Here is a 21,825-nt window from a genome sequence, read left to right as displayed (position 1 = left end):
ATGAAATCATTGAAAAATGATTTTGTCCTCTTTTTCATTAAAGTAGTGTTGTCAGAGCCTTCGTTCATTGATAGAGTGAAAGTATGTAAAGTTTCTAGGAGGAAAAAATGGGAAAAATTCTTTTGTTAGAGGATGATCTAAACTTAAATAATGGGATTCAGCTATGCCTAACCAGAGAAGGGTATGAGGTTTTGGCATGTTTAGATATTGCTTCAGCAGAACAGACCTTTCAGCAAAATGATGTTGATCTAATCATCAGCGACCTTTCTTTGCCAGATGGCAGCGGCTTAGATTTTTGTCAAAAGATTCGAGAACAGTCGAACGTGTTGATCTTGATGCTGACTTCTTACAATCAAGAGCATGATATTGTGACGGGCTATGTTCATGGAGCGGATGATTATATGACAAAGCCTTTTAGTTTAATGGTCTTAGTTTCTAAGGTACAAGCGATGATGAAGCGTGTCGCTAGTAATCAAGGACAAGAATTGCTTTCGGGAGAGTTATCTGTCTCTTTAACAGAAATGAAGGTCAAATTACATGGCGAGCTACTCCCTTTAAGCAAGACAGAAATTCAATTGTTAATCTTCTTTATGGAGAATCCGAAACAGATTTTGTCTTCGGATCAGCTGTTGAACCAAATATGGGATACTAAAGGAGAATATGTTGATACTAATACAGTTTCGGTCAACATCAGTCGGCTGCGGCAAAAGGTAGGTAAAGAGCGGATCAAAACAGTTCGGGGAGTGGGCTATCTATGGATCAACGACGTTCAAAAAAAATAATTCTTCTCTATATTTTACTGACTGTGAGCTGTTTGATTGTCTTTATCCTGCATAATATGAAACTCTATTCCGACCTGCAGGAGAATCAGCAGGCCACTCTAGCTAGACTAAATAAGGAAGCATCTTTTTCTGAAGCGAAGCTGATTGAAAATTTTGATGCGTCGAAAACGGCTGAGTTGGTAATTGAAGGAAAAGAATTGGAAGAAAAATATGGGTTATTAGGAAAAATGAATCTATCACATATTTTACAGACCTATTTTATCCGAAATCTAGCATTATTTCTTGTTTTTTGGTCTGTATTATCGGTCCTTTTCTTTTGGCTGATTCGTCAAAAACGAAAAATTTATGATCAGCTAGAGGTAAAAACAGAAGAATATCAAGAAGCAACTGCCTATAATGAATTGATGCTGCAACGAAGCCAACGTGAAGAAGGGAACTTGAAATCCAGCATTACAGATATCACTCATCAACTAAAAACCCCCGTAGCATCATTGAAATTAAGCCTAGATATCGCACTTTCAGATCAGTATGAAGCAGCTGAACGGCAAAATTTTGCGGAACAAGCCGAAGTCCAAATCAACAAGCTTAATCTGATGCTAGATGGTTTATCCAAAATTTCGCAGCTAGAAACAGATCTGATTCAATTGAAGCCAGAGAAATTATCCTTGCAGCAGTTGATCAATCAAGCGGTGAATGGTGTCATCATGAAGGCGATCGAAAAAGAAATCGAAGTGGAAGTAGAGCTGCTGGAAGACTTTTGGGTGTGGGTTGATAAAAAATGGACACTAGAAGCTTTGGGAAATGTTTTAGAAAATGCGGTTAAGTATTCGCCTGAAAAAACGACAGTCAAAATACAAGCATCGTCATTAGTGACGTATGTTTTAGTAGAGATTAAAGATGAAGGACCGGGAATTTCAAAAGAAGAGCAAAATAAGATTTATCAGCGCTTTTACCGTGGTTGCAATAGTTCTGCTGTCGAAGGGTCTGGTGTCGGACTGTATCTCACACGCAAGATCATTGAAGGTCAAGGGGGGACAGTCATGGTGAAGCCACGTCATCCGAATGGTTCGAATTTTCAATTGACGTTGCCACTAGATTAACTCCTCATTTGGATTTATGAATGATCAAAGACCTCTTTTGATGTTTCTTACAAATTTGTTATGTTCGCTGAAAGAATCCTGCAAGGGTTCTTTTTTATACTAAGAGTATAGAAATGAGAAAAAGGAAAGAGGGCGTAAAAAATGATCTTAAAAATTAGAGACTTAGTAAAACATTATGATGATGGAAATGCAATCGTAAAGGCGGTTGATCATATTGATTTGGAGATAGGAAAGGGCGATTTTGTAGCAATTGTTGGTAAATCAGGTTCTGGGAAAAGCACGCTCCTAAACCTGATCGGCGGATTGGATCATCCAGCTTCAGGACAAGTTATTGTTGATGGAAAAAATGTTTTCCGAATGAAAGATGAACAATTGGCCGTCTTTCGTCGACAAAAAATTGGCTTCATCTTCCAAAATTATAATTTGATCCCCTCCTTGAACGTATGGGAAAATGTCGTTTTACCCATTGGATTAGACAATCGAAAGGTCAATACAGCGTTCATCGAAGAATTATTAACGACCATCGGGCTCAATGATCGAAAAAAAGCTTTGCCTAGCATGCTTTCTGGAGGACAACAGCAGCGTGTGGTAATTGCTCGGGCGATTGCATCGGAACCAGCAATTATTCTAGCGGATGAACCGACAGGAAATCTCGATACGAAGACAGAATTAGAAGTGATGTCACTACTAAAGAAATCTGTTGAAAAATTTGGTCAAACCTTGATTATGATTACGCATGATGAAGGGATCGCGCAAACGGCTGATTATATCGTCCACCTTGAAGATGGGCGGGTGATTTAAATGAAGATGACCAATACGGTAGCTGTTGCCAATACCAAATACCATAAAGGAAAGAATTTGCTATCAGGGATCGCGATTATTTTGACCAGTGTGTTGGTTTTTCTGATCACGTCAATCGGATTAGGTGTTGTGAATGTTCAAAATGCGGCCGTCAATAAGGTCTATCCGACTTGGCATGCAATGTATCGTAGTGTTTCTGAAGAAAATATGGAGAAAATTGCTCAACACGAAGCGATTGGCGAATATGGGTTGCGTCAAGATGTGGGAGAATCAATTTTATCAGAAGATAACTATATCTTGATCAGTTATTTAGATGCCGAGGCACAAAAATTAACAAAGCAAACATTTGTCAGTGGGCATGCGCCTAGAAAAGCAAATGATGCAGTTCTCTCTAAAAACGCATTGAAGGAACTTGGCTATCCCAATGCTAAGATTGGTGACGATATTTCTATCCCTGTACAATTTCTTGAAGAAGAAGGATTAGGTCTGGAACAAACAAGAACGTTTCGTCTGACAGGGTTTTCTCCTGATGGTAAAAATCAAGCTGGCAGAAAAATTTTTTCGATGCTTGTCTCAAAGGAGTTAATGCAAGAAACGATCCCAAAAAATCAACGAAGTTATCGAATGATGATTCGTTTATCAGAGGAGGCTGCGACTTCCACAGATGCCATTAAAGAACGGGTAAAGGAAATCGGAAAAAACTTTGACGTGATCGAGGATAATATTGTTGAGAATAGCGACTATCTATTTGCGAATTATGTTGATCCGGCTTTTTATACGGGAATGGCGATTATTGTAGGGATTATCTTGATTGCTGGAGCCTTAACGATTTACAGTATCTACTATGTATCCTTAATCAATAAAGTTCAGGAGTTTGGCAAACTGGCCGCTCTAGGAGCAACCAAAAAGCAAATCCGTCAAATCATTTTAAAAGAAAACTTGATCGTCGCTGGCATCGCGATTCCCATTGGCCTGCTGATCGGAACTGCTACTGTAAAGTTTGTTTTTGTTCAAATGATGTCCACAATAGAAAATGAGGTTGCGATAATGGAAGTGATGCGTGAAGTGCTAGATAACGGAGAAGTTTCGTTAATACTTCCATGGATCATTGGAATGACCATCGCGATCACAGTAATAACTGTATTACTCGCTTCTTTAAAACCAATGCGTCAAGCGAGTAAGATTATGCCAATTGAAGCGATGCGTTATACTGGGCAAACACAAGGGAAGAAAAAACAGCGAAAAGGGTTCATCAATCTCAATTTAAACCGTTTAGCCCATGCAAATCTATCTAGGAACAAAAAGCGCACGCTAATTACCATCTTTTCCTTAGGAATGATCGGAATTTTGTTTGTTGTCGTCTCAACTGTTTTTAGCTGTATGAATCCTCAACAGATTGCACGCGACACGATCGCCGCAGATTATCGTTTGAGTATTGCTTCTGTCAGTGGAGACAAGATGCGTCCAGAACGAGAATGGACAGCAATTCAACAAAATAATCCTTTGAATAATGAGATGATCCATAGAATAAAAGCCATCGATGGAGTAGAAAAAGTCGAAGCGTTCCAATCAATTACAGGTGAAATCCCCAGCATTAAGGAAATAGGAACAGATAAGCCTATGGGGCTATCCATCGGAGGCATTACGGAAGAACAAATGGGTCAGCTCAAAAAGGATATTTCAGTTGGCAGCGCGACCTATGAGGAATTGAATTCTGGAGATAAAGTAATTGTAACAGGCTATTTATTGGCTAATTATCCAGAAATCAAAATTGGAGATACGTTGACCTTTAAGATATTTGATGGCAATCGTACCTATGAAAAAGAAATGACAGTCATCGCAGGTGGAGACTTTACACAAGCGATCAGCAATTATGACAATTTCTTGATGAGTAATGAAGCCTTGAAGAAAATGTCAAAAAATAATTTGACCTATTATGTGAATATCAAAGCAGCAAAGGGCAAAGCAGCAGCGATGCAACCCGCAATTGAAGAGTTGGCGAAAGAGAATGACATGTTCCGTTTGCAAAGCTACAAAGAGATTTTGGAACAGTGGAAAGGTTCTATGCAGATGATGACTGGCGCAGGGTATGCGATTATGCTGGTCTTAGCGATTGTTGGGATCATGAATTTGATTAATACCACGATCGACAGCATCTTAAGTCGGAAAAAAGAATTGGGTGTGATGCAAGCCATTGGTATGTCCGATCGCCAAATGAAGCGAATGCTTCAAATGGAAGGCTTCGTGTATGCAGGAGGAATTCTCTTGTCAGGAGTGGGGATCGGCAGTATCTTAGGGTACTTAGTCTTTCTATATGCCAAAGATAATGGGTTGATGCAAATAAAGGTATATCAGTACCCATTAATTCAAGTCTTACTGATGGTGCTATTAGTTGTCATTGTCCAATTGATTTTGACCTATGCGACTACGACACTTGTTAATAAAGAAGCGGTCATCAAACGTATTCAAGCCTCAGAATAAACAAAAAATCTGTCAGCGCGTTTGGATAGGCTATCCCTAACTAAGACAAAGAAATAATTAAGTCCTAGTTAAGGGGGAGCCTACCATTTTCGCTGACAGATTTTTTTTATTCTAAACCAATCAAATAGTCATCATCATTCATTGCTTCAACTTGACCAAGCAAGTAGCCATTCCCAACTTGTGAGAAGAAATCATGGTTGCTAGTTCCTGTTGAAATACCATTCATGACAATTGGATTCACATCATCTGCTGTATCTGGGAAAAGCGGGTCCATTCCAAGATTCATCAAAGCTTTATTGGCATTGTAACGTAAGAAAGTTTTTACTTCTTCACTCCATCCGATCTCATCATAGAGCTCTTCAGTGTAACGCTCTTCATTTTCGTACAATTCATACAGTAAATCATACATCCATTCTTTCAAACGTTCTTGTTCTTCTTCGGTTTGCTCATTGAATCCTCTTTGGAATTTATAACCAATGTAGGTTCCATGTACGGATTCATCACGAATGATTAATTTAATAATCTCAGCTACGTTAGCCAATTTATTATTCCCTAAATAGTAAAGAGGGGTATAAAAACCAGAATAAAATAAGAAGGTCTCTAGAAACACACTAGCGATTTTCTTTTCCAAGGGTGTTCCAGTTTTATAGATTTCATTGATTCTTTCGGCTTTTTTTTGCAGGTATTGATTTGTATTTGTCCATTCAAAAATTTCTTCGATCTCGACTTTGGTGTTCAATGTACTGAAGATAGAAGAATAACTTTTCGCGTGAACAGACTCCATGAATTGGATATTATTCAGAACAGCTTCTTCATGAGGAGTGCGTACATCCTCGCGAAGTTGATCCATTCCGCTTTCTGATTGCACGGTATCAAGCAATGTTAACCCGCCAAAAACATGTCCGACGACGGTTCTTTCTAATGGAGATAGTTTGCGCCAATCATCTAGGTCGTTAGACAAAGGAATTCGAGTGTCTAACCAAAATTGTTCTGTTAATTTTTCCCAAGTCGATTTGTCGATGACGTCTTCGATCTCATTCCAGTTAATGGCTTCATAATAAGTTTCTGCCATGAAATTTCCCCCTAGTTCGTATTAATGTATTTCTCACAGTATTACCTCTCGTGCGAGCAGCGCGAGAGGTAACAATAATGATTAGATTACGCAGCTTTCACATTGGTTGGAGCCGATTTCTTCTGCATCATCTGTAAAGGTCCGAACGTAATAAATTGATTTACAGCCTTTATAAAACGCGTAGTTACGCAAAATATTCAAATCACGGGTGGTTTGTTTGCTTTCTGTTTTCCATTCATACAAGCCTTCAGGAATTTCAGAACGCATGAATAAGGTCAGACTCATTCCTTGATCAATATGTTGTTGAGCCGTCGCATATACATCAATGACTTTTCGCATATCCATGTCATAAGCAGAAGTATAGTAAGGCAAAGTATCATTATTCAAGTAAGGAGCTGGATAATAGATCTTGCCGATTTTCTTCTCTTGACGTTCTTCAATCAAACGAGTGATTGGGTGCAAGCTGGCACTTGTGTCATTGATATAAGAAATGGAGCCATTTGGAGCAACCGCTAAACGGTTTTGGTGATAAAGTCCGTCTTTTTGGACAGCTTCTTTTAGCGCTTGCCAATCTTCAGCGGTAGGAATGAAAATATCTTTGAAGATTTCTTTGACTTTATCTGTTTTTGGTAAAAATTCACCTGTTGTATACTTATCAAAGTAAGAACCGTCTGCATAGGCTGATTTTTCGAAGTTATGGAAGACTGTCTTACGTTCTTTCGCAAGCTCGTTGCTTTCCATCAATGTCCAATAATTTAACAAAGTGAAGTAGATATTAGTAAAGTCGATGGATTCTTCTGAACCATATTCCATCAAGTGTTTTGCGAAGAAGCTGTGTAAGCCCATCGCCCCTAAACCAATCGTATGATTCAATTTATTTCCATTTTGAATAGAAGGGACGACATCAATGTCAGATTCATCGGTAACAAAGGTTAATGCTCGTACCATTGTACGAACGGATTGACCAAAGTCAGGACTTTCCATCAAATTAACAATATTCGTCGAACCAAGATTACATGAAATGTCTGTACCAAGTACATCGTATTCTTGACGCCCGTTAATAGTAGAAGGTGTTTGAACCTGTAAAATTTCGGAACATAGATTACTCATAACAATTTTTCCATCAATCGGATTGGCACGGTTTGCCGTATCAATATTGATGATATAAGGGTAGCCGGATTCTTGCTGCAATTTAGAAAGTTCATTTTCCAAATCACGGGCACGAATTTTTTTCTTGCGAATGTTTGGGTTTGCGACTAAGTTGTCGTATTCCTTGGTGATATCCACATAGGAATAAGGCACGCCGTATTCGCGTTCGATACCATAAGGACTGAATAAATACATATCTTCATTTTTACGAGCCAATTCGTAAAACTTATCCGGTACAGTCACACCAAGTGAAAGAGTCTTCACACGGATTTTTTCATCGGCGTTTTCTTTTTTGGCTGATAAGAACATTTCAATATCTGGGTGGAAGACGTCTAAGTAAACCACACCTGCACCTTGACGCTGCCCTAGCTGGTTAGAGTAAGAGAAACTATCTTCGAACAGCTTCATCACTGGAACCACACCACTTGCCGCGCCGTCATAGCCTTTAATCGGGGAGCCGGCTTCACGTAAGTTCGATAGGTTAATTCCTACACCGCCACCGATACGTGATAATTGCAGAGCTGAGTTAATCGAACGGCCGATACTGTTCATGTCATCTGTTACTTGAATCAAGAAACAAGAAACAAGTTCTCCGCGACGCTTACGACCTGCATTTAAAAAAGAAGGGGTAGCTGGTTGATACCGTTGATGAATCATTTCATCTGCTAAAGACAAAGCCAATTGTTCATCGCCATCAGCAAAATACAAGGCGTTGAAGGCAACACGGTCTTCGTAGCTTTCTAAATACTCAGTGCCTGCATTGTTTTTCAAGGCATATTGTGAGTAAAATTTATAAGCTGCCATAAATGATTTGAATGTAAAGTTTTGGTCAGCTAAGTAATTGAAGAGCTTCTCAATAAAAGCAGGGGTATATTTCGCGATAAATTCTGCTTCTAAAAAGTCTTCTTCTATTAAATAGTCTATTTTTTCTTGTACAGAAGAAAATGTATGGGTATTTGGTTCTACATTTTCTTTGAAAAAAGCAGCCAAGGCTTCTTTGTCTTTATTTAGTGGAATCTGTCCATTTACTGGACGATTGATCTCATTGTTTAATTTGAAGTAAGATACTTCACCTAGGTCCTTTAAACTCATCTCGTCACATCTTTCCTTTTCTATCTATAATAAAGAAGAAAACTTTGCAATCATGGATCGCAAAGTTTCGAAAAACGGTGCTCTAGAAGCAGTTTCTTAAGAAATAAGCCGAACTATCCCTAAAGTATGAAAAGCTACTTTTGGATAATCCCTCTTCTTTCTTGAAGCTAGCCGCTTCAGGTGCGACCTCTTAAATTACGCTAATGCTTTCAATTGATCTGGACGGAAACCGATAATGGCTTGTTGTCCACCGAAAATAACTGGGACACTTTGGAAACCTTGATCTTTTAGAAAACCTAGAGCTTCGGGTTCATTGTCGATGTTGACCTCTTCGAATGAAATTTGATTCTCAGTTAAATAACGTTTTGTCATTTTGCATTGCATACAATTGTTTTTTGAATATACTTTTACCATAAGACGACCTCCCTTGATTTCTACAATTACTAGTATAAAAGATGTAGGGAAAAAGTCAATCGTTTGATACCATATATTGTGGTGGTGAAACATTGGTATACTACTCTTTGTGTTTTTTGCAAAAACATTGAAAACGGACGGTTTCAAAGAAAAATCCCTTTACAGAATTCAAAAAACTGTTCTGGGATGTTTTTTTACGGCAAAAAAGTTTTTTTAATAACGAAAAAAAGAAAAATAAAACAAATAAAACAGAGATTGTCAAACAAATTGCTCAAAAAATAGAGAAATTCTTCGACCATTTATTGACTTTGCCATGAAATGAAGCTATTCTTAGTGAGAAAGATTCTCATTATTAATTAGATTTAGAAGTCGAACAGTAAGGTGGAGAAGTGTATGACAACTTTGGCAGATGTTTCATTGAATCAGGTTGTTCAAATTGACGAAATGACTTTAGAAAATGATACAAAGCATCGATTGCAGGATTTGGGGATGATCGTCGGTTCAAAAGTTGCCGTCGTGAATCACTCTGGCGAGAATGGAATCGTTTTATTACATAATACGCGACTGGCTTTGTCTCAGTCTTTATTAAAGCAGATACATGTGAAGAACCTAACGGAAGACCAAGAAACTTGGGTCTCATTGGATCAACTAAATGCGGGTGAACAAGGAATTGTGGTCAATGTCCATGGTACAGGAGCAGTCAAACGACGCTTGATGGATATGGGCTTGACTAAGGGAACTCAGGTGAAAGTTGTGAAGCTGGCGCCTCTAGGTGATCCGATTGAGCTGCGGGTCCGAGGATATGAATTAAGTTTACGGAAAAGCGAATCAGAGATGGTGGTCGTATCTAAGGAGGCGGAATAGATGGCAAAGACACATATTGCTTTAGCGGGAAATCCTAACAGTGGGAAAACAAGTACCTTCAACGTTCTGACAGGAACCAATCAGTTTGTAGGAAACTGGCCAGGAGTTACGGTCGAGCGAAAAGAAGGAATCTACAAGAAGGATTCCGAAGTGATCATTGATGATCTGCCTGGGATCTACTCCCTTTCTCCCTATTCTCCAGAAGAAGTTGTTGCCCGTGATTACTTACTTTCGGGTACTCCTGATGCTATCGTCAACATTATCGATGGGACGAATCTAGAACGGAATCTTTATTTAACGACGCAATTGATCGAAACGGGAATTCCTGTGGTCGTTGCAGTAAACATGATGGACATTATCAAAAAAAGTGGAAAACAGATCAATCTAGAGAAATTGGCTTATGCTCTAGGTGTGCCCGTAGTGGGGGTCAGTGCGTTGAAGAATTGGGGCTTAGATAAGGCAGTTAATGAAGCAGTGCATCTTATTAAAAAAGGTGTGGAAGAAATCAATTTTCCCCATTACGACAATCGTTTGGAAGCAGCGATTAATGAGATTGAAGCAGTGCTTGGAAGTACGGCGCAGGCGCAATATAGCCGTTGGTACAGTTTAAAACTATTTGAACGAGATGAACGTGCGCAAAAAGCCTTGGATCTTAGTTCAATCCAACAAAAAGAAATTGATGAAATCATTAAGATCACTGAAAAGATTTTTGGTGAAGATGCGGAAAGCCTAGTCATAAATGAACGCTATAATTTTATTACACATTTGAAAACACTCTGTGTGGTGGATGAAGACCAATTCAAGCTTTCCATTTCAGATAAGATTGATCGCGTCGTAACCAATCGTTTCTTAGCCTTGCCGATTTTTGCTTTAGTGATGTGGCTGATTTACTATATCGCGATCCAGACAGTCGGTGCTATGGGAACGGATTGGGTAAATGATCATTTATTTGGCGATATTGTTCCTAATTTTGTGAGCTCAACGCTGCAATCTTGGAATGTTGCCGAATGGATGCAGAGCCTGATTTTAGATGGAATTATCGCAGGTGTAGGTGCCGTCTTAGGGTTCCTTCCACAATTAATGGTCCTTTTCCTGTGCTTAGCACTGTTGGAGGATTGCGGGTATATGTCTCGTATCGCCTTTGTGATGGACCGGATTTTTCGTAAATTTGGATTGTCAGGGAAGTCTTTCATTCCGATGCTGATCGCTACAGGCTGTGGGGTACCTGGAGTAATGGCGAGTCGTACGATCGAAAGCGAAAAGGATCGTCGGATGACCGCGATGTTAACGACCTTTATGCCATGTTCGGCGAAATTGCCGATTATCGCTTTAGTTGCGGGTGCCTTCTTTCCTAACAGCAGTTGGGTAGCGCCCTCCGCGTACTTTGTCGGGATGGGAGCGATCGTATTATCTGGCATTGCCTTAAAGAAAACCAAGCTTTTTTCTGGAGATCCGGTTCCTTTTATCATGGAGCTTCCTTTATATCATATGCCTAGAATTGGGAATACGGTTCGTTATACGTATGACCACAGTAAAGCCTTTGTAAAACGTGCGGGAACAATCATTTTTGTTTCAAGTATTATTATTTGGTTTATCTCAAGTTATAACTTCTCATTGCAAGCGGTCAATGAAAACGATAGTATCTTAGCTGCATTGGGCGGCTTGATTGCACCATTGTTCGCTCCATTAGGTTGGGGAGACTGGCGCGGGGCAGTTGCGGCGATCACTGGTTTGGTCGCGAAGGAAAATGTTATTGGGACCTTTGGGATTTTATATCGTCACGCAGAAGTCGCTGAGGATGGCGTAGAAATTTGGAAATCTCTGCAAGCGGCATATACACCAATCGCCGGCTATTCCTTCTTAGTATTCAACTTGTTATGTGCACCTTGTTTTGCTGCGATCGGCGCGATCCATCGTGAAATGGGGGACATCAAATGGACATGGCGTGCGATTGGCTATCAATGCGGCTTAGCCTATGCTGTAAGCTTTATCATTTATCAATTTGGACATGTGATTTTTGAAAATGGCGAAATCGGAGTTGGTTTGATTTTAGCAGCGATTGTACTTGTAGGGATGATTTATTTCATCGTTAGAAAACCAGTTAAGCGAACACCAACAATTACCATTGAGGAAATCAAAGAGGTGAAAGAATGGCAACTATAGTATTAAGTATATTGATCTTTGGCGGTGCCGGTGCCATTGTCTATCGGCGAATCAAAAATGGCAGCTCTTGTGAAGACTGTGACGGCAGCTGTCCCGTGAAAGAAGAACAACATAAGCACTAAAGCTTTGGACTCGATGATGATCATCGGGTCTTTTTTTAACAGTAAAGGGTGATTAAAAGTTGATGAAATCAACCTTTTGGTCACTTTTCTTTTTTTTGAAAGAAAAAAATAGCAAAGTTGTTGACAATAGTTCGGTACCGAACTATAATAGCAATCGAAATAAAGTTCGGTACCGAACTTTATTGAAGAGAAGACAGTAGCTACTATAAATAAGGTAGGGGGATTTTTGTCATGAGTGAGTTTACGAAGGATTTGATGCGTCAATTACGCTTTATCAGTTCTGCCAGTAATGCCTTTATGAGTAAAAGGCAGAAACTAACTGGTCAGCAACGTGTTTTGGCGATTTTGGCTAAGGAAGATGGATTGATACAAAGTCAATTGGCTGAGATTCTAGATATTCGTCCCAGCTCACTGGCAGAATTAATGAAGAAAATGGAAAAAAACGGTGATGTCATACGTGAAGAAGCCGAGCATGACAAACGGATCAAACGCGTCTTTTTAACGGAAAAAGGAAAGCAAAAGGCTCAGAAGGTGAGTCATGCCGATGAAGATAGGAGCGAAGCGTTCTTTGTAGGCTTATCAGAGAAAGAACAGGAACACTTCAGTGAGTATCTGCAAAAAATTTCTGCTGGCTGGCAAGAAGAGTTTCAGAAACAGGCTGGACGGTTTGTTGACCCAATGGATCGTCTGCGTCAGATGCAAGCGATGCGGGATCAATTTGCTGAAAATTGGCAAGAGGATTGGCAGCAGCTTTCGCGAGAAGAACAGCATCGGATGCGGAATCAAATGCAACGAGAGATGCGCAATGCTTCAAGAGAGTTTTCTCGCGACTTCAAGCATGATTTTCGTCGGGATTTTTGGGGAAATCGAGACTGCTTTAATGAAGGAGCTAAAGAAAAAGACGAGAAAGATACTGAATGGGAAGATTTCTAAAAAAAGTAGGCGGAAAGCTGCTATGAAGCAGGAGGAACAAACGATGGATCGGGATATGAGTATGGCACCTGATGAAACTATTGAAGGTGGAAAAAAGAGTAATTACAAATTGAAGGATTTTTTACGATTGATCTTGAGTGTCAATCCTAAAAAAGCACTGTTTGCTATTGGTTTATTTCTAAGTTTGTTAACAAGCGGGGCTAGCTTAATCGTACCGCAGTTAACAAAGGGCTTGATTGATACAAGCAAGCTTGCAAAGATTGATAAAACAATGCTGATCGTATTAGTTTTGGCTTTTGTCGCACAGCTGGCCTTTGGCGCGATCGGGAGTTTTCTGTTGCGTTATGTCGGGGAAAGTGCTGTTAAAACGCTGCGGGAGAAATTATGGAGTCATCTGCTGCAAATGCCTGTCGGTTATTATGATGATCATAAATCTGGAGAAAGCAGTTCCCGACTAGTAAATGATACAACAGTAATAAAGGATTTAGTCGCGACGCAATTTCCGAACTTCATTACTGGAGCGATCCAGCTAGTTGGATCAATGATCATCTTGTTTGTAATGGATTGGAAAATGGCGGCGATGATGTTTTTAGCGGTTCCGATCATGGCGTTGATCATGATGCCGATTGGACGAATTATGTCGCGCTTAGGACGTCAACTTCAAGCCGCGACGGCTGATTTTAATGCCGAAGCTAGCGAAAAGCTTTCTGAGATTCGTTTAATCAAAGCGAGTAACGGAGAAAAGTTTGAGAAGACTAGTGGCGGCTCCTTTATCAATAAGATCTTTAGCTTAGGAATCAAGGATGCAAAGGTCGAGGCGATGCTGCAGCCAATCATCACGACCGTTATGTTGGGCTTATTCGTTGGTATCCTAGGGTATGGAGCGGTTCGTGTTCAGGCTGGAACGTTAACAAGCGGACAATTGGTTGCTTTCTTGTTGTATCTGTTTAACATTATGATGCCGGCTGCCAGCTTCGCGATGTTCTTTTCTCAAGTGCAAAAAGCAATGGGAGCGACTGAACGGATTGAACAAATACTAAAAACGGATCTAGAGCCTATTGAAACAGGCAAAACGGTGGATGTTTCAGGTAAAACGATCAAGGCAGAAAATCTTTCCTTCCATTATGTAACGGATCGTCCCATTTTGAAAAAGGTTTCCTTTGAAGCGAAACCAAATACAGTGATTGCTTTTGCTGGACCGAGCGGGGGAGGGAAATCTACGATCTTTGCCTTGTTGGAACGTTTCTATCAACCAACAGAAGGAACAGTAAAAATTGGCGATGAAGCGATCGAACAGCTTAACTTAACCAATTGGCGTTCACAGATTGGCTATGTTTCTCAAGACAGCGCGGTGTTTGCAGGAAGCATTCGTGAGAATTTGCAGTATGGACTCGATCGAACACTTACCGAAGAAGAGTTATGGCATGGTCTGGAATTGGCTTATGCCGATCAATTTGTTCGTGAGTTCCCAGAGCAGTTGGAGACAGAATTAGGCGAACGTGGAGTGAAATTATCCGGTGGACAAAAACAACGGATCGCTATTGCTCGAGCCTTCTTACGGGACCCTAAAATCCTGATGCTGGATGAAGCGACAGCCAGCTTGGACTCACAATCGGAAGAAAAGGTTCAACGAGCCTTGGATCAGTTGATGGAAGGTCGGACAACCTTGGTGATCGCTCACCGGCTATCAACGATTGTGGATGCTGATCATATCTACTTTATCGAAAAAGGCCAGGTGACTGGTCACGGGACTCACGCTGAGTTGATTGCCTCTCATCCGCTTTATGCGCAATATGTACAAGAACAGGTTGTGAATTAAATAAAAGAAAATCGCGTAAAACTTTCCAAAGTGAAAGTTTTACGCGATTTTTTTTAAGCGAATGCCAGTATAAACATTTCAGACGAGAATAGGCTAAAGACTGGATTATTTATTCGTACGTTGGCATCTGCTTCTCGTATTTCTCAATCTCATCTTCATGTTGAAGGGTGATGCTGATATCATCCAGTCCTTTAATCAATTTATCTTTCCATGTTGGATCGATCTGGAAGGCATAATTAGCCTCTGGCGTTTGGACTTCTTGTTTTGGCAAATCGATAGTGATCGACTGATCGGCAGGCAGTTGGCTCAAAATCTCTCTTACCTCTTGATCCAGTCGGATCGGCAATAGCCCATTCTTCAAGGCATTCATATAAAAGATGTCGCTGTAGCTTCCGGCAATGACTGCTTTGAAGCCGTAATCCTGAATTGCCCAAGCCGCATGCTCCCGCGAAGAACCTGAGCCGAAGTTTTCTCCTGAAATCAAGATCGTCGCTTCTTTTCGTTCAGGTGTATTCAAAATGAATTCGGGATTGGGTGAGCCGTCTTCTAAAAAGCGCCACTCATCAAAGAGATGTTTCCCGAAGCCGGACTTATCAACTTGCTTCAAAAAGCCCTTTGGAATGATTTGATCGGTATCAATATTATCGTTCATCAAGGGAACCGTTTTTCCAGTATAGATCGTAAATTTTTCCATTAGATGACCTCCTTACGGCTATCAACAAAGTTTCCATGAATGGCGGCTAGTGCAGCCATGACAGGACTGCAAAGATGTGTGCGGGCATCTTTTCCTTGCCGGCCTTGGAAATTTCGATTGGATGTTGAAGCACAGTGTACCCCGGCTGGTACGCGGTCTGGATTCATACCGAGACACATCGAACAGCCAGGTTCGCGCCACTCAAAGCCTGCCTCTTTGAAAATTTTGTCCAGTCCGATTTCTTCGGCGGCTTTACGAACAGGGCGTGAGCCAGGGACCACGATAGCAGTAACACTATCATGCACTTTTTTGCCCTGTACTATTTTTGCGGCTTCCTTAAGATCTGAGAGCCGACCATTTGTGCATGACCCAATAAAGACATATCCGACTGGGATATCTGCAGGGGTTTGCCCTGGCTTCAAATCCATATAGTCATAAGCTTTTTGTAGATCCGGTGAGGTAATCTCAGGGAAGGTGCCATCAAAAGGCACCCCCATTTCAGGATTCGTTCCCCACGTTACGAAAGGGACTAATTCGCTGACATCTAGTGTCAATTCTTTATCGTAGGCGGCATCGTCATCTGTGTACAATTCTTTCCAGTCTTGGACAGCAGCAGCCATATCCTTCGGTGCATATTCACGACCAGCTACATAATCAAAGGTTTTGTCATCAGGAGCAATCAAGCCAATTTTTGCCCCGCCTTCGATAGCCATGTTACAGATGGTCATACGTTCTTCCATTGATAGACTTTGGATGGCTTCCCCATAGAATTCCGCTCCGTAGCCGACACCAAAGTCTGTCCCGTACTTAGCAATGAGGGCCAAAATGATATCCTTCGCATAAACGCCCTTCGGCAACTGCCCAGTAATCTTTATGCCCATATTTTTCGGTTTATTTTGCCACAAGGTCTGAGTGGCGAAGACGTGTTCGACTTCACTCGTACCGATACCGAAAGACAGCGCTCCAAAAGCTCCATGTGTCGCTGTGTGTGAATCACCGCAGACAATGGTCTTGCCAGGCTGAGTCAATCCGGTTTCTGGACCGACCATGTGGACGATCCCTTGGCGATCACTTCCGTTATCACAAAGCTGAACGCCAAATTCTTCGCAGTTCTGTCTAAGTGTATCAATCTGTTTTTTTGCGACTAGGTCAGTAAAGTTATAGATATCGACCGTCGGTGTATTATGATCCATCGTAGCAAAGGTCCGCTCAGGATGGCGCAGTGTTCGCCCCGCTTCACGAATTCCCGCAAAGGCCTGTGGAGATGTCACCTCATGGATCAAATGCAAATCAATATAAAGCAATTGCGGGGCGCCTTCTTCGCCGTGGACGACGTGGCGATCCCATAGTTTGTCAAATAGTGTTTTTCCCATATTTTCCGCTCCTTATTCGTTAATAATTAGTTAGTCAGAGAACTCTTAGCTTTTTTCTTCTATATAAAGGGCTATACTGTTAGTTCCTGAAGGACGGCATCGGTAAATTCATCCGTAGAAGCTTGACCACCTAGGTCGTGTGTGAAAAGTCCCTTTGATAAGACTGTGTCACACGCCGCTTCAATTGCCTGAGCGGCCTGCTCTTCTTGGAAGGACTGGCGTAACATCATTGCTACGGATAAGATCATTGAGATCGGGTTTGCGATTCCTTTTCCTGCAATGTCTGGAGCCGAGCCGTGAATAGGTTCATAAAGAGATGGCCCACCATCACTATGGCTCGCACTTGGAAGCACTCCTAGCGAACCTGGTAGAACAGAAGCCTCGTCGCTCAAAATATCACCGAAGAGATTCTCAGTGACGATCACATCAAAAGCCTTGGGATTTTGAATCAGCTTCATTGCCGCAGAATCCACATATTGATGTTCTAACTGACAGTCTGGATAATCTTTCGCTACTTCTTCAGCGGTTGCTCGCCATAGTTTACTAGAAGCTAAAACATTCGCCTTATCAACGGAGGTCACTTTTTTACTGCGACCTTGAGCAATTTTGAATGCAGCGTGGAGAATCCGTTCAATCTCATTTTTGTGATATCGAGCAGTGTCGAAGGCCATTGTTTCATTTAACTCCCGCGGTTCGCCAAAGTAGATGCCGCTGCTTAGCTCTCTTACGATAATCAGATCGGTTCCTTCAATAATCTCCGGTTTTAAAGGAGAAAGGTGTCGTAGGGCGGAAGAGACGGAAACAGGGCGAATATTCGCAAATAGATTCAATGATTTTCTAAGTGCAAGCAAGCCTTTTTCTGGCGTGTCCGTCATTTTCTCCCATTTTGGCCCACCGATGGCACCTAATAGGATCGCATCGGCTCCCTGACAAGCAGCTAATGTCTCTTCAGGGAGTGAAGCACCGGCTTCATCAATTCCAGCCCCTCCAAAAGGAAATTTTTCTAGTTGGAATGTGCTGCTGCATGTTTTCTCTACAGCGTTTAAAACCTTTAAGCCGCTTTCCATAATCTCTGGCCCGATGCCGTCACCGGCTAATACAACAATTTTTTTATTCATGTGTCTGCTCCTATCCATATCTCATTTCTAATTGACTAGTGAATCAATAATTGGGTTAGTTTCTTTGTTTTAAGTGATTGCTCGCTTGTACGTAAGCTTTTGCTGATGCGTGCAGCACATCGAAATCGACACCAATGCCGCGAAACTCCTCTTTCGTTTCTCTATCCAAAAGGGTCACGCGAACTTCAGCCTGAGCATCCTCACCGCCGGTCAACGCCTGAATCTCATAGTCCGTCAACTCAGGATCTTGCTGAAACAGTTCATCGATGGTGTTATAAATCGCCTGAATGCTGCCTGAGCCAATTTGAGAGGCAACTTTTACTTCATCCTCTTCATCGATGATTGAGACGATAGCGCCTTGATAACCATTTGAGCTGTATTGAACCTGAACGTCTGTCAGCTTGTATTTCTCCGTTTCTTCTCTATATTGATCCGCAAGCAGTGCGATCAAATCTTTGTCAGTAATTTGCTTTTTCTTATCGGCTAAGGCTTTGAATCGTTTGAAGGCCTCTTTGCTGTCGGCATCATTTAATTCATAACCCAGCTCCTCCAGCTTCGCATTGAATGCATGGCGCCCTGATAATTTTCCAAGCGGCAGAGAATTTTGATTCACGCCGACAAGAGTCGGGGTAATAATTTCGTAGGTTTCGGGATTCTTCAATACGCCGTCTTGATGGATGCCTGATTCATGAGCGTAGGCATTGTCACCAATAATCGCTTTATTTTTTGGAACTGGAATGCCTGAAAGGCGTGAAACCAATTCGCTGGTTCGTTTTGTTTCATTTAATACAATAGAGGACTCGCATTGATAGAAGTCTTTACGAATGGCTAACGCCAAAGCGACCTCTTCTAATGCGGTATTGCCTGCTCGCTCACCGATGCCATTGATGGCACCCTCCACACGATTTGCCCCATTTTCGATCGCTGCCAGCGCATTTGCCGTCGCCATACCCAGATCATCGTGACAATGAGAGGAGAAGGTGATTTCTTGATCGCTGTGGATATTTTCAATCAATGATTTAAAGATCGCGCCATATTCCGTGGGATTTGAATAGCCAACGGTATCCGGTACATTGATGATCGTAGCGCCAGCATCAATAGCGGTTTGTACCGCTTCTAATAGGAAGCCTTTTTCTGTTCTCGAAGCATCTTCCGGAGAAAACTGTACTTTCTTAAACAAGCTTCGTGCATAGCTGACGTGCTCTTTAATAGAAGAAAGAACTTCTTCTCTCGACATTTTCAGCTTGTATTGCATGTGAACGTCACTTGTAGCTAAGAAAACGTGAATTTGAGGATCGACCGCGTCTTTTAATGCTTCATAGGCTCTATCGATATCTTTTTTCTGACAACGTGCCAATCCGGTCACAGTCATCGTCTTTACTTGACGGGCGATATTTTGTACTGCTTCAAAGTCGCCGGGGGAGGCGATGGGAAATCCCGCCTCGATGACATCAACCCCCCATTTTTCTAATTGAAGCGCGATTTGAATTTTTTCTTTCGTATTAAAATTTACTCCTGGTGTTTGTTCACCATCTCTTAATGTGGTGTCAAAAAATTGAATCTTTCTCATTTTTACTCCTCCTTCATTCAAAAACGGGTATAAAAAAAGCACTCCATCGGAAAAGAACCATTTTCTTCTCCGATGCAATGCGAATAGGGACTTTATGAAATATTTTTCAGAAAGTCCCAGCTATAATAATAAAGTTGCGTTGAAAGACCTATTTGATTTCATCATGGCAACCACCCGTTTATTGTCAGAATTTTTTAAAAATTGTTGTATACATCGTATAAAAAAAGAAAAGAAAAGTCAATACGATTATGAAAAAAAGATGAGAAATATTTTTAATAAATAGATAAGGGATTAAAAATTCATTTGATGAAATTCTAAAAGGGAAAACTTTGAGCAGTTTTTAACTAGCACGAACAACTGCTAGTTTCTACCATGAATATGTGAGAAAAACGGGCTTTGAACAAATATTTAAGGTGTTTTTATTAGAATAAAAAAATTTTAATAGGGAAATTGTTGGATTCACAAGTTTTCTTAGGTTTTTTTCAAAAAAGTAAAAAGATTATTAGAGCATATGTGTTGATTTATTAAAAACAAATGATTAAACTACTCGACATATTCAGAACTTCATAATTATTCTGAAAATTGAATCAAAAGGGGAAAAAGATATGAGGAACAAATTAGCTTACGGTATTATCGCGGTTTGCGGGCTCGCTTTGGCGGGGTGTTATGGCGGCAGCAGTGCTTCAACTGATGAGAGCAGGTCAAGCGCAAAAGCAAAAGACAACGGCACATTCAATTTAGTGGTTCAACAGGAAATGCCGACAGCCGACTTATCTGTAGCGACAGATACAATTAGTTTTACTGCACTTAATAATGTTTATGAAGGTATCTATCGTTTGGATAAGGACAATAAACCGCAGCCAGCAGGTGCTAGTGAAAAAGTTAAGGTTAGCGACGATGGTAAGACCTATACAGTGAAGTTAAGAGAAGATGCAAAATGGTCAAACGGTGATCCTGTAACAGCTAAAGATTATGTCTTTGGATGGCAACGTACAGTCAAACCAGAGACAGCCTCAGAATACGCGTATCTTTTCGAACCAGTGGAAAATGCGGCGGATATTTCTGCCGGTAAAAAAGCTCCTGAAGAACTAGGAATCAAAGCAGTGAATGATCATGAGTTAGAAATCAAGTTGGCCAAGCCTACACCGTATTTTGATTACCTATTGGCATTTCCATCCTTCTTTCCACAAAATCAAAAAGTGGTAGAAGCAAATGGAAAAGAGTATGCCACTAAGAGTGATAAATCTGTATACAATGGACCTTTCACATTAGAAGGCTTTGATGGTCCCGGAACAGATACTGAGTGGGAATATAAGAAAAATGATACTTACTGGGATAAAGACGAAGTGAAATTATCTAAAGTAAAAGTCAATGTAGTAAAAGAATCTTCTACATCCTTGAATTTATTCAAAGATGGCGAAGCAGACGATGTGATCCTATCTGGTGAGTTGGCACAACAAAATGCGAATGATCCAGCATACAAATCCTTCAAAGAAGCTCGTACCAGCTATCTTGAATACAATCAACGAAAAGAAGATTCACCATTTAGAAACGAGAACTTACGTAAAGCAATCTCTTACGCGATCAACCGGAAATCCTTAGTCAACCAAGTTTTAGGAGATGGATCAGTCGTTTCGACGGGGTTAGTCCCATCAGGTATGTCAAAAAATCCGAAAACAGATGAGGATTTTGCCAAAGAAGCAGGCAATTTAGCTCCTTACGATAAGGAAAAGGCGAAAGAGTATTGGGACAAAGCGAAGAAGGAATTGAAGATTGACAAGCTATCGTTTGAATTAATGGCTTCAGATACTGATTCCTCTAAGAAAGTCATTGAATATATGCAAAGTGCCTTGGAAGAAACACTACCAGGAATCACAGTGAAACCAACCCCTGTACCATTTTCAGTTCGTTTGGATCGTTCAAATGCTGGGGACTTTGATGTTTTACTAGGCGGCTGGGGTGCAGACTATGCGGACCCATCAAGCTTTACTGACTTGTTCGTAACAGGAAACTCATATAACCGCGGTCGCTGGAGCAATGAGGAATACGACAAGGCAGTTGAAGATTCAGGGAATAAAGATGCTAGCGATGAGGAAGCTCGTTGGGATGATTTACAAAAAGCCAATGAGATCATCTCTAAAGAATCTGGTGTCGCACCGCTTTATCAATTATCCGAAGCACATTTAGTTAACGAGAAGGTCAAAGGAATTGTTCACCATCCAGCTGGCGCTTCTTGGGACTACAAATGGACTTATGTAGAGGAATAATTAGACAAAAA

At 41.0% G+C, this 21,825-nt stretch carries 17 protein-coding genes; 10 read left to right on the top strand and 7 right to left on the bottom strand.

What is annotated here, in order from left to right; genetic code table 11:
- Positions 1-107: 107 nt before the first annotated feature.
- The 4 genes from RV13_RS14855 (at position 108) to RV13_RS14840 (ending at position 5,164) form a co-directional block, all read left to right on the top strand.
- Positions 108-782, top strand: coding sequence for a response regulator transcription factor (locus tag RV13_RS14855; RefSeq protein ID WP_060789409.1), 675 nt, complete (start codon positions 108-110; stop codon positions 780-782).
- On the top strand, positions 755-1,882 hold the full coding sequence (locus tag RV13_RS14850; protein WP_060789410.1) for a sensor histidine kinase: 1,128 nt from the start codon (positions 755-757) through the stop codon (positions 1,880-1,882). The genes RV13_RS14855 and RV13_RS14850 overlap by 28 nt, the downstream gene beginning before the upstream one ends.
- 141 nt (positions 1,883-2,023) lie before the next feature.
- The gene (locus RV13_RS14845) at positions 2,024-2,683 is read left to right on the top strand and encodes an ABC transporter ATP-binding protein (RefSeq protein WP_060789411.1); all 660 of its coding nucleotides are present in this window, start codon (positions 2,024-2,026) and stop codon (positions 2,681-2,683) included.
- Entirely contained in the window at positions 2,684-5,164 is a 2,481-nt protein-coding gene (locus RV13_RS14840; RefSeq protein WP_060789412.1) for an ABC transporter permease, read from the top strand. It begins immediately after the preceding gene.
- 106 nt (positions 5,165-5,270) lie between these two features.
- Here RV13_RS14840 and nrdF read toward each other — a convergent pair whose 3' ends face one another.
- From nrdF to nrdH, 3 genes are all read right to left on the bottom strand, one after another.
- Positions 5,271-6,236 (bottom strand): class 1b ribonucleoside-diphosphate reductase subunit beta, encoded by a 966-nt coding sequence (gene nrdF / locus RV13_RS14835; RefSeq protein WP_060789413.1) that lies wholly within the window; start codon positions 6,234-6,236, stop codon positions 5,271-5,273.
- 81 nt (positions 6,237-6,317) lie between these two features.
- Entirely contained in the window at positions 6,318-8,477 is a 2,160-nt protein-coding gene (gene nrdE / locus RV13_RS14830; protein WP_060789414.1) for a class 1b ribonucleoside-diphosphate reductase subunit alpha, read from the bottom strand.
- A 195-nt stretch (positions 8,478-8,672) separates the two neighbouring features.
- Positions 8,673-8,891 (bottom strand): glutaredoxin-like protein NrdH, encoded by a 219-nt coding sequence (nrdH, locus tag RV13_RS14825; protein WP_010745735.1) that lies wholly within the window; start codon positions 8,889-8,891, stop codon positions 8,673-8,675.
- 393 nt (positions 8,892-9,284) lie between these two features.
- Between nrdH and RV13_RS14820 the strand changes: the two genes are divergently transcribed.
- The 5 genes from RV13_RS14820 to RV13_RS14805 all read left to right on the top strand — a co-directional run bounded on the left by RV13_RS14820 (position 9,285) and on the right by RV13_RS14805 (position 14,792).
- The gene (locus RV13_RS14820) at positions 9,285-9,755 is read left to right on the top strand and encodes a FeoA family protein (RefSeq protein WP_060789415.1); all 471 of its coding nucleotides are present in this window, start codon (positions 9,285-9,287) and stop codon (positions 9,753-9,755) included.
- A complete protein-coding gene (gene feoB, locus RV13_RS14815; protein ID WP_060789416.1) occupies positions 9,756-11,918 on the top strand; it encodes a ferrous iron transport protein B in 2,163 nt (720 codons plus the stop codon).
- The gene (locus RV13_RS20820) at positions 11,906-12,040 is read left to right on the top strand and encodes a FeoB-associated Cys-rich membrane protein (protein WP_141741222.1); all 135 of its coding nucleotides are present in this window, start codon (positions 11,906-11,908) and stop codon (positions 12,038-12,040) included. The genes feoB and RV13_RS20820 overlap by 13 nt, the downstream gene beginning before the upstream one ends.
- A 231-nt stretch (positions 12,041-12,271) precedes the next feature.
- Positions 12,272-12,973 (top strand): MarR family winged helix-turn-helix transcriptional regulator, encoded by a 702-nt coding sequence (locus RV13_RS14810; protein WP_060789417.1) that lies wholly within the window; start codon positions 12,272-12,274, stop codon positions 12,971-12,973.
- 43 nt (positions 12,974-13,016) lie between these two features.
- Entirely contained in the window at positions 13,017-14,792 is a 1,776-nt protein-coding gene (locus tag RV13_RS14805; RefSeq protein WP_060789418.1) for an ABC transporter ATP-binding protein, read from the top strand.
- Positions 14,793-14,901: 109 nt separating this feature from the next.
- Here the strand turns inward: RV13_RS14805 and leuD are convergent, their stop codons facing one another.
- The 4 genes from leuD to RV13_RS14785 all read right to left on the bottom strand — a co-directional run bounded on the left by leuD (position 14,902) and on the right by RV13_RS14785 (position 19,547).
- Positions 14,902-15,486, bottom strand: coding sequence for a 3-isopropylmalate dehydratase small subunit (leuD, locus tag RV13_RS14800; protein WP_060789419.1), 585 nt, complete (start codon positions 15,484-15,486; stop codon positions 14,902-14,904).
- Complete coding sequence (gene leuC, locus RV13_RS14795) at positions 15,486-16,859, bottom strand: 3-isopropylmalate dehydratase large subunit (RefSeq protein WP_060789420.1); 1,374 nt, start codon at positions 16,857-16,859, stop codon at positions 15,486-15,488. Before leuC ends, leuD begins: the two co-directional genes overlap by 1 nt.
- 71 nt (positions 16,860-16,930) lie before the next feature.
- Complete coding sequence (gene leuB / locus RV13_RS14790; RefSeq protein ID WP_060789421.1) at positions 16,931-17,977, bottom strand: 3-isopropylmalate dehydrogenase; 1,047 nt, start codon at positions 17,975-17,977, stop codon at positions 16,931-16,933.
- Positions 17,978-18,032: 55 nt separating this feature from the next.
- On the bottom strand, positions 18,033-19,547 hold the full coding sequence (locus RV13_RS14785; RefSeq protein WP_060789422.1) for a 2-isopropylmalate synthase: 1,515 nt from the start codon (positions 19,545-19,547) through the stop codon (positions 18,033-18,035).
- Positions 19,548-20,152: 605 nt separating this feature from the next.
- On the opposite strand from RV13_RS14785, the gene RV13_RS14780 reads away from it, so the two are divergent.
- Positions 20,153-21,814 carry a peptide ABC transporter substrate-binding protein gene (locus RV13_RS14780; protein WP_028021283.1) on the top strand — a complete coding sequence of 554 codons (1,662 nt, stop codon included), beginning with the start codon at positions 20,153-20,155 and terminating at the stop codon, positions 21,812-21,814.
- Positions 21,815-21,825: the final 11 nt, after the last annotated feature.

Origin of the sequence: Enterococcus raffinosus, assembly GCF_001886185.1 — a bacterium.
Classification (GTDB): Bacteria; Bacillota; Bacilli; order Lactobacillales; family Enterococcaceae; genus Enterococcus_A; species Enterococcus_A raffinosus.
This window is presented reverse-complemented; position numbering and strand designations above follow the sequence as displayed.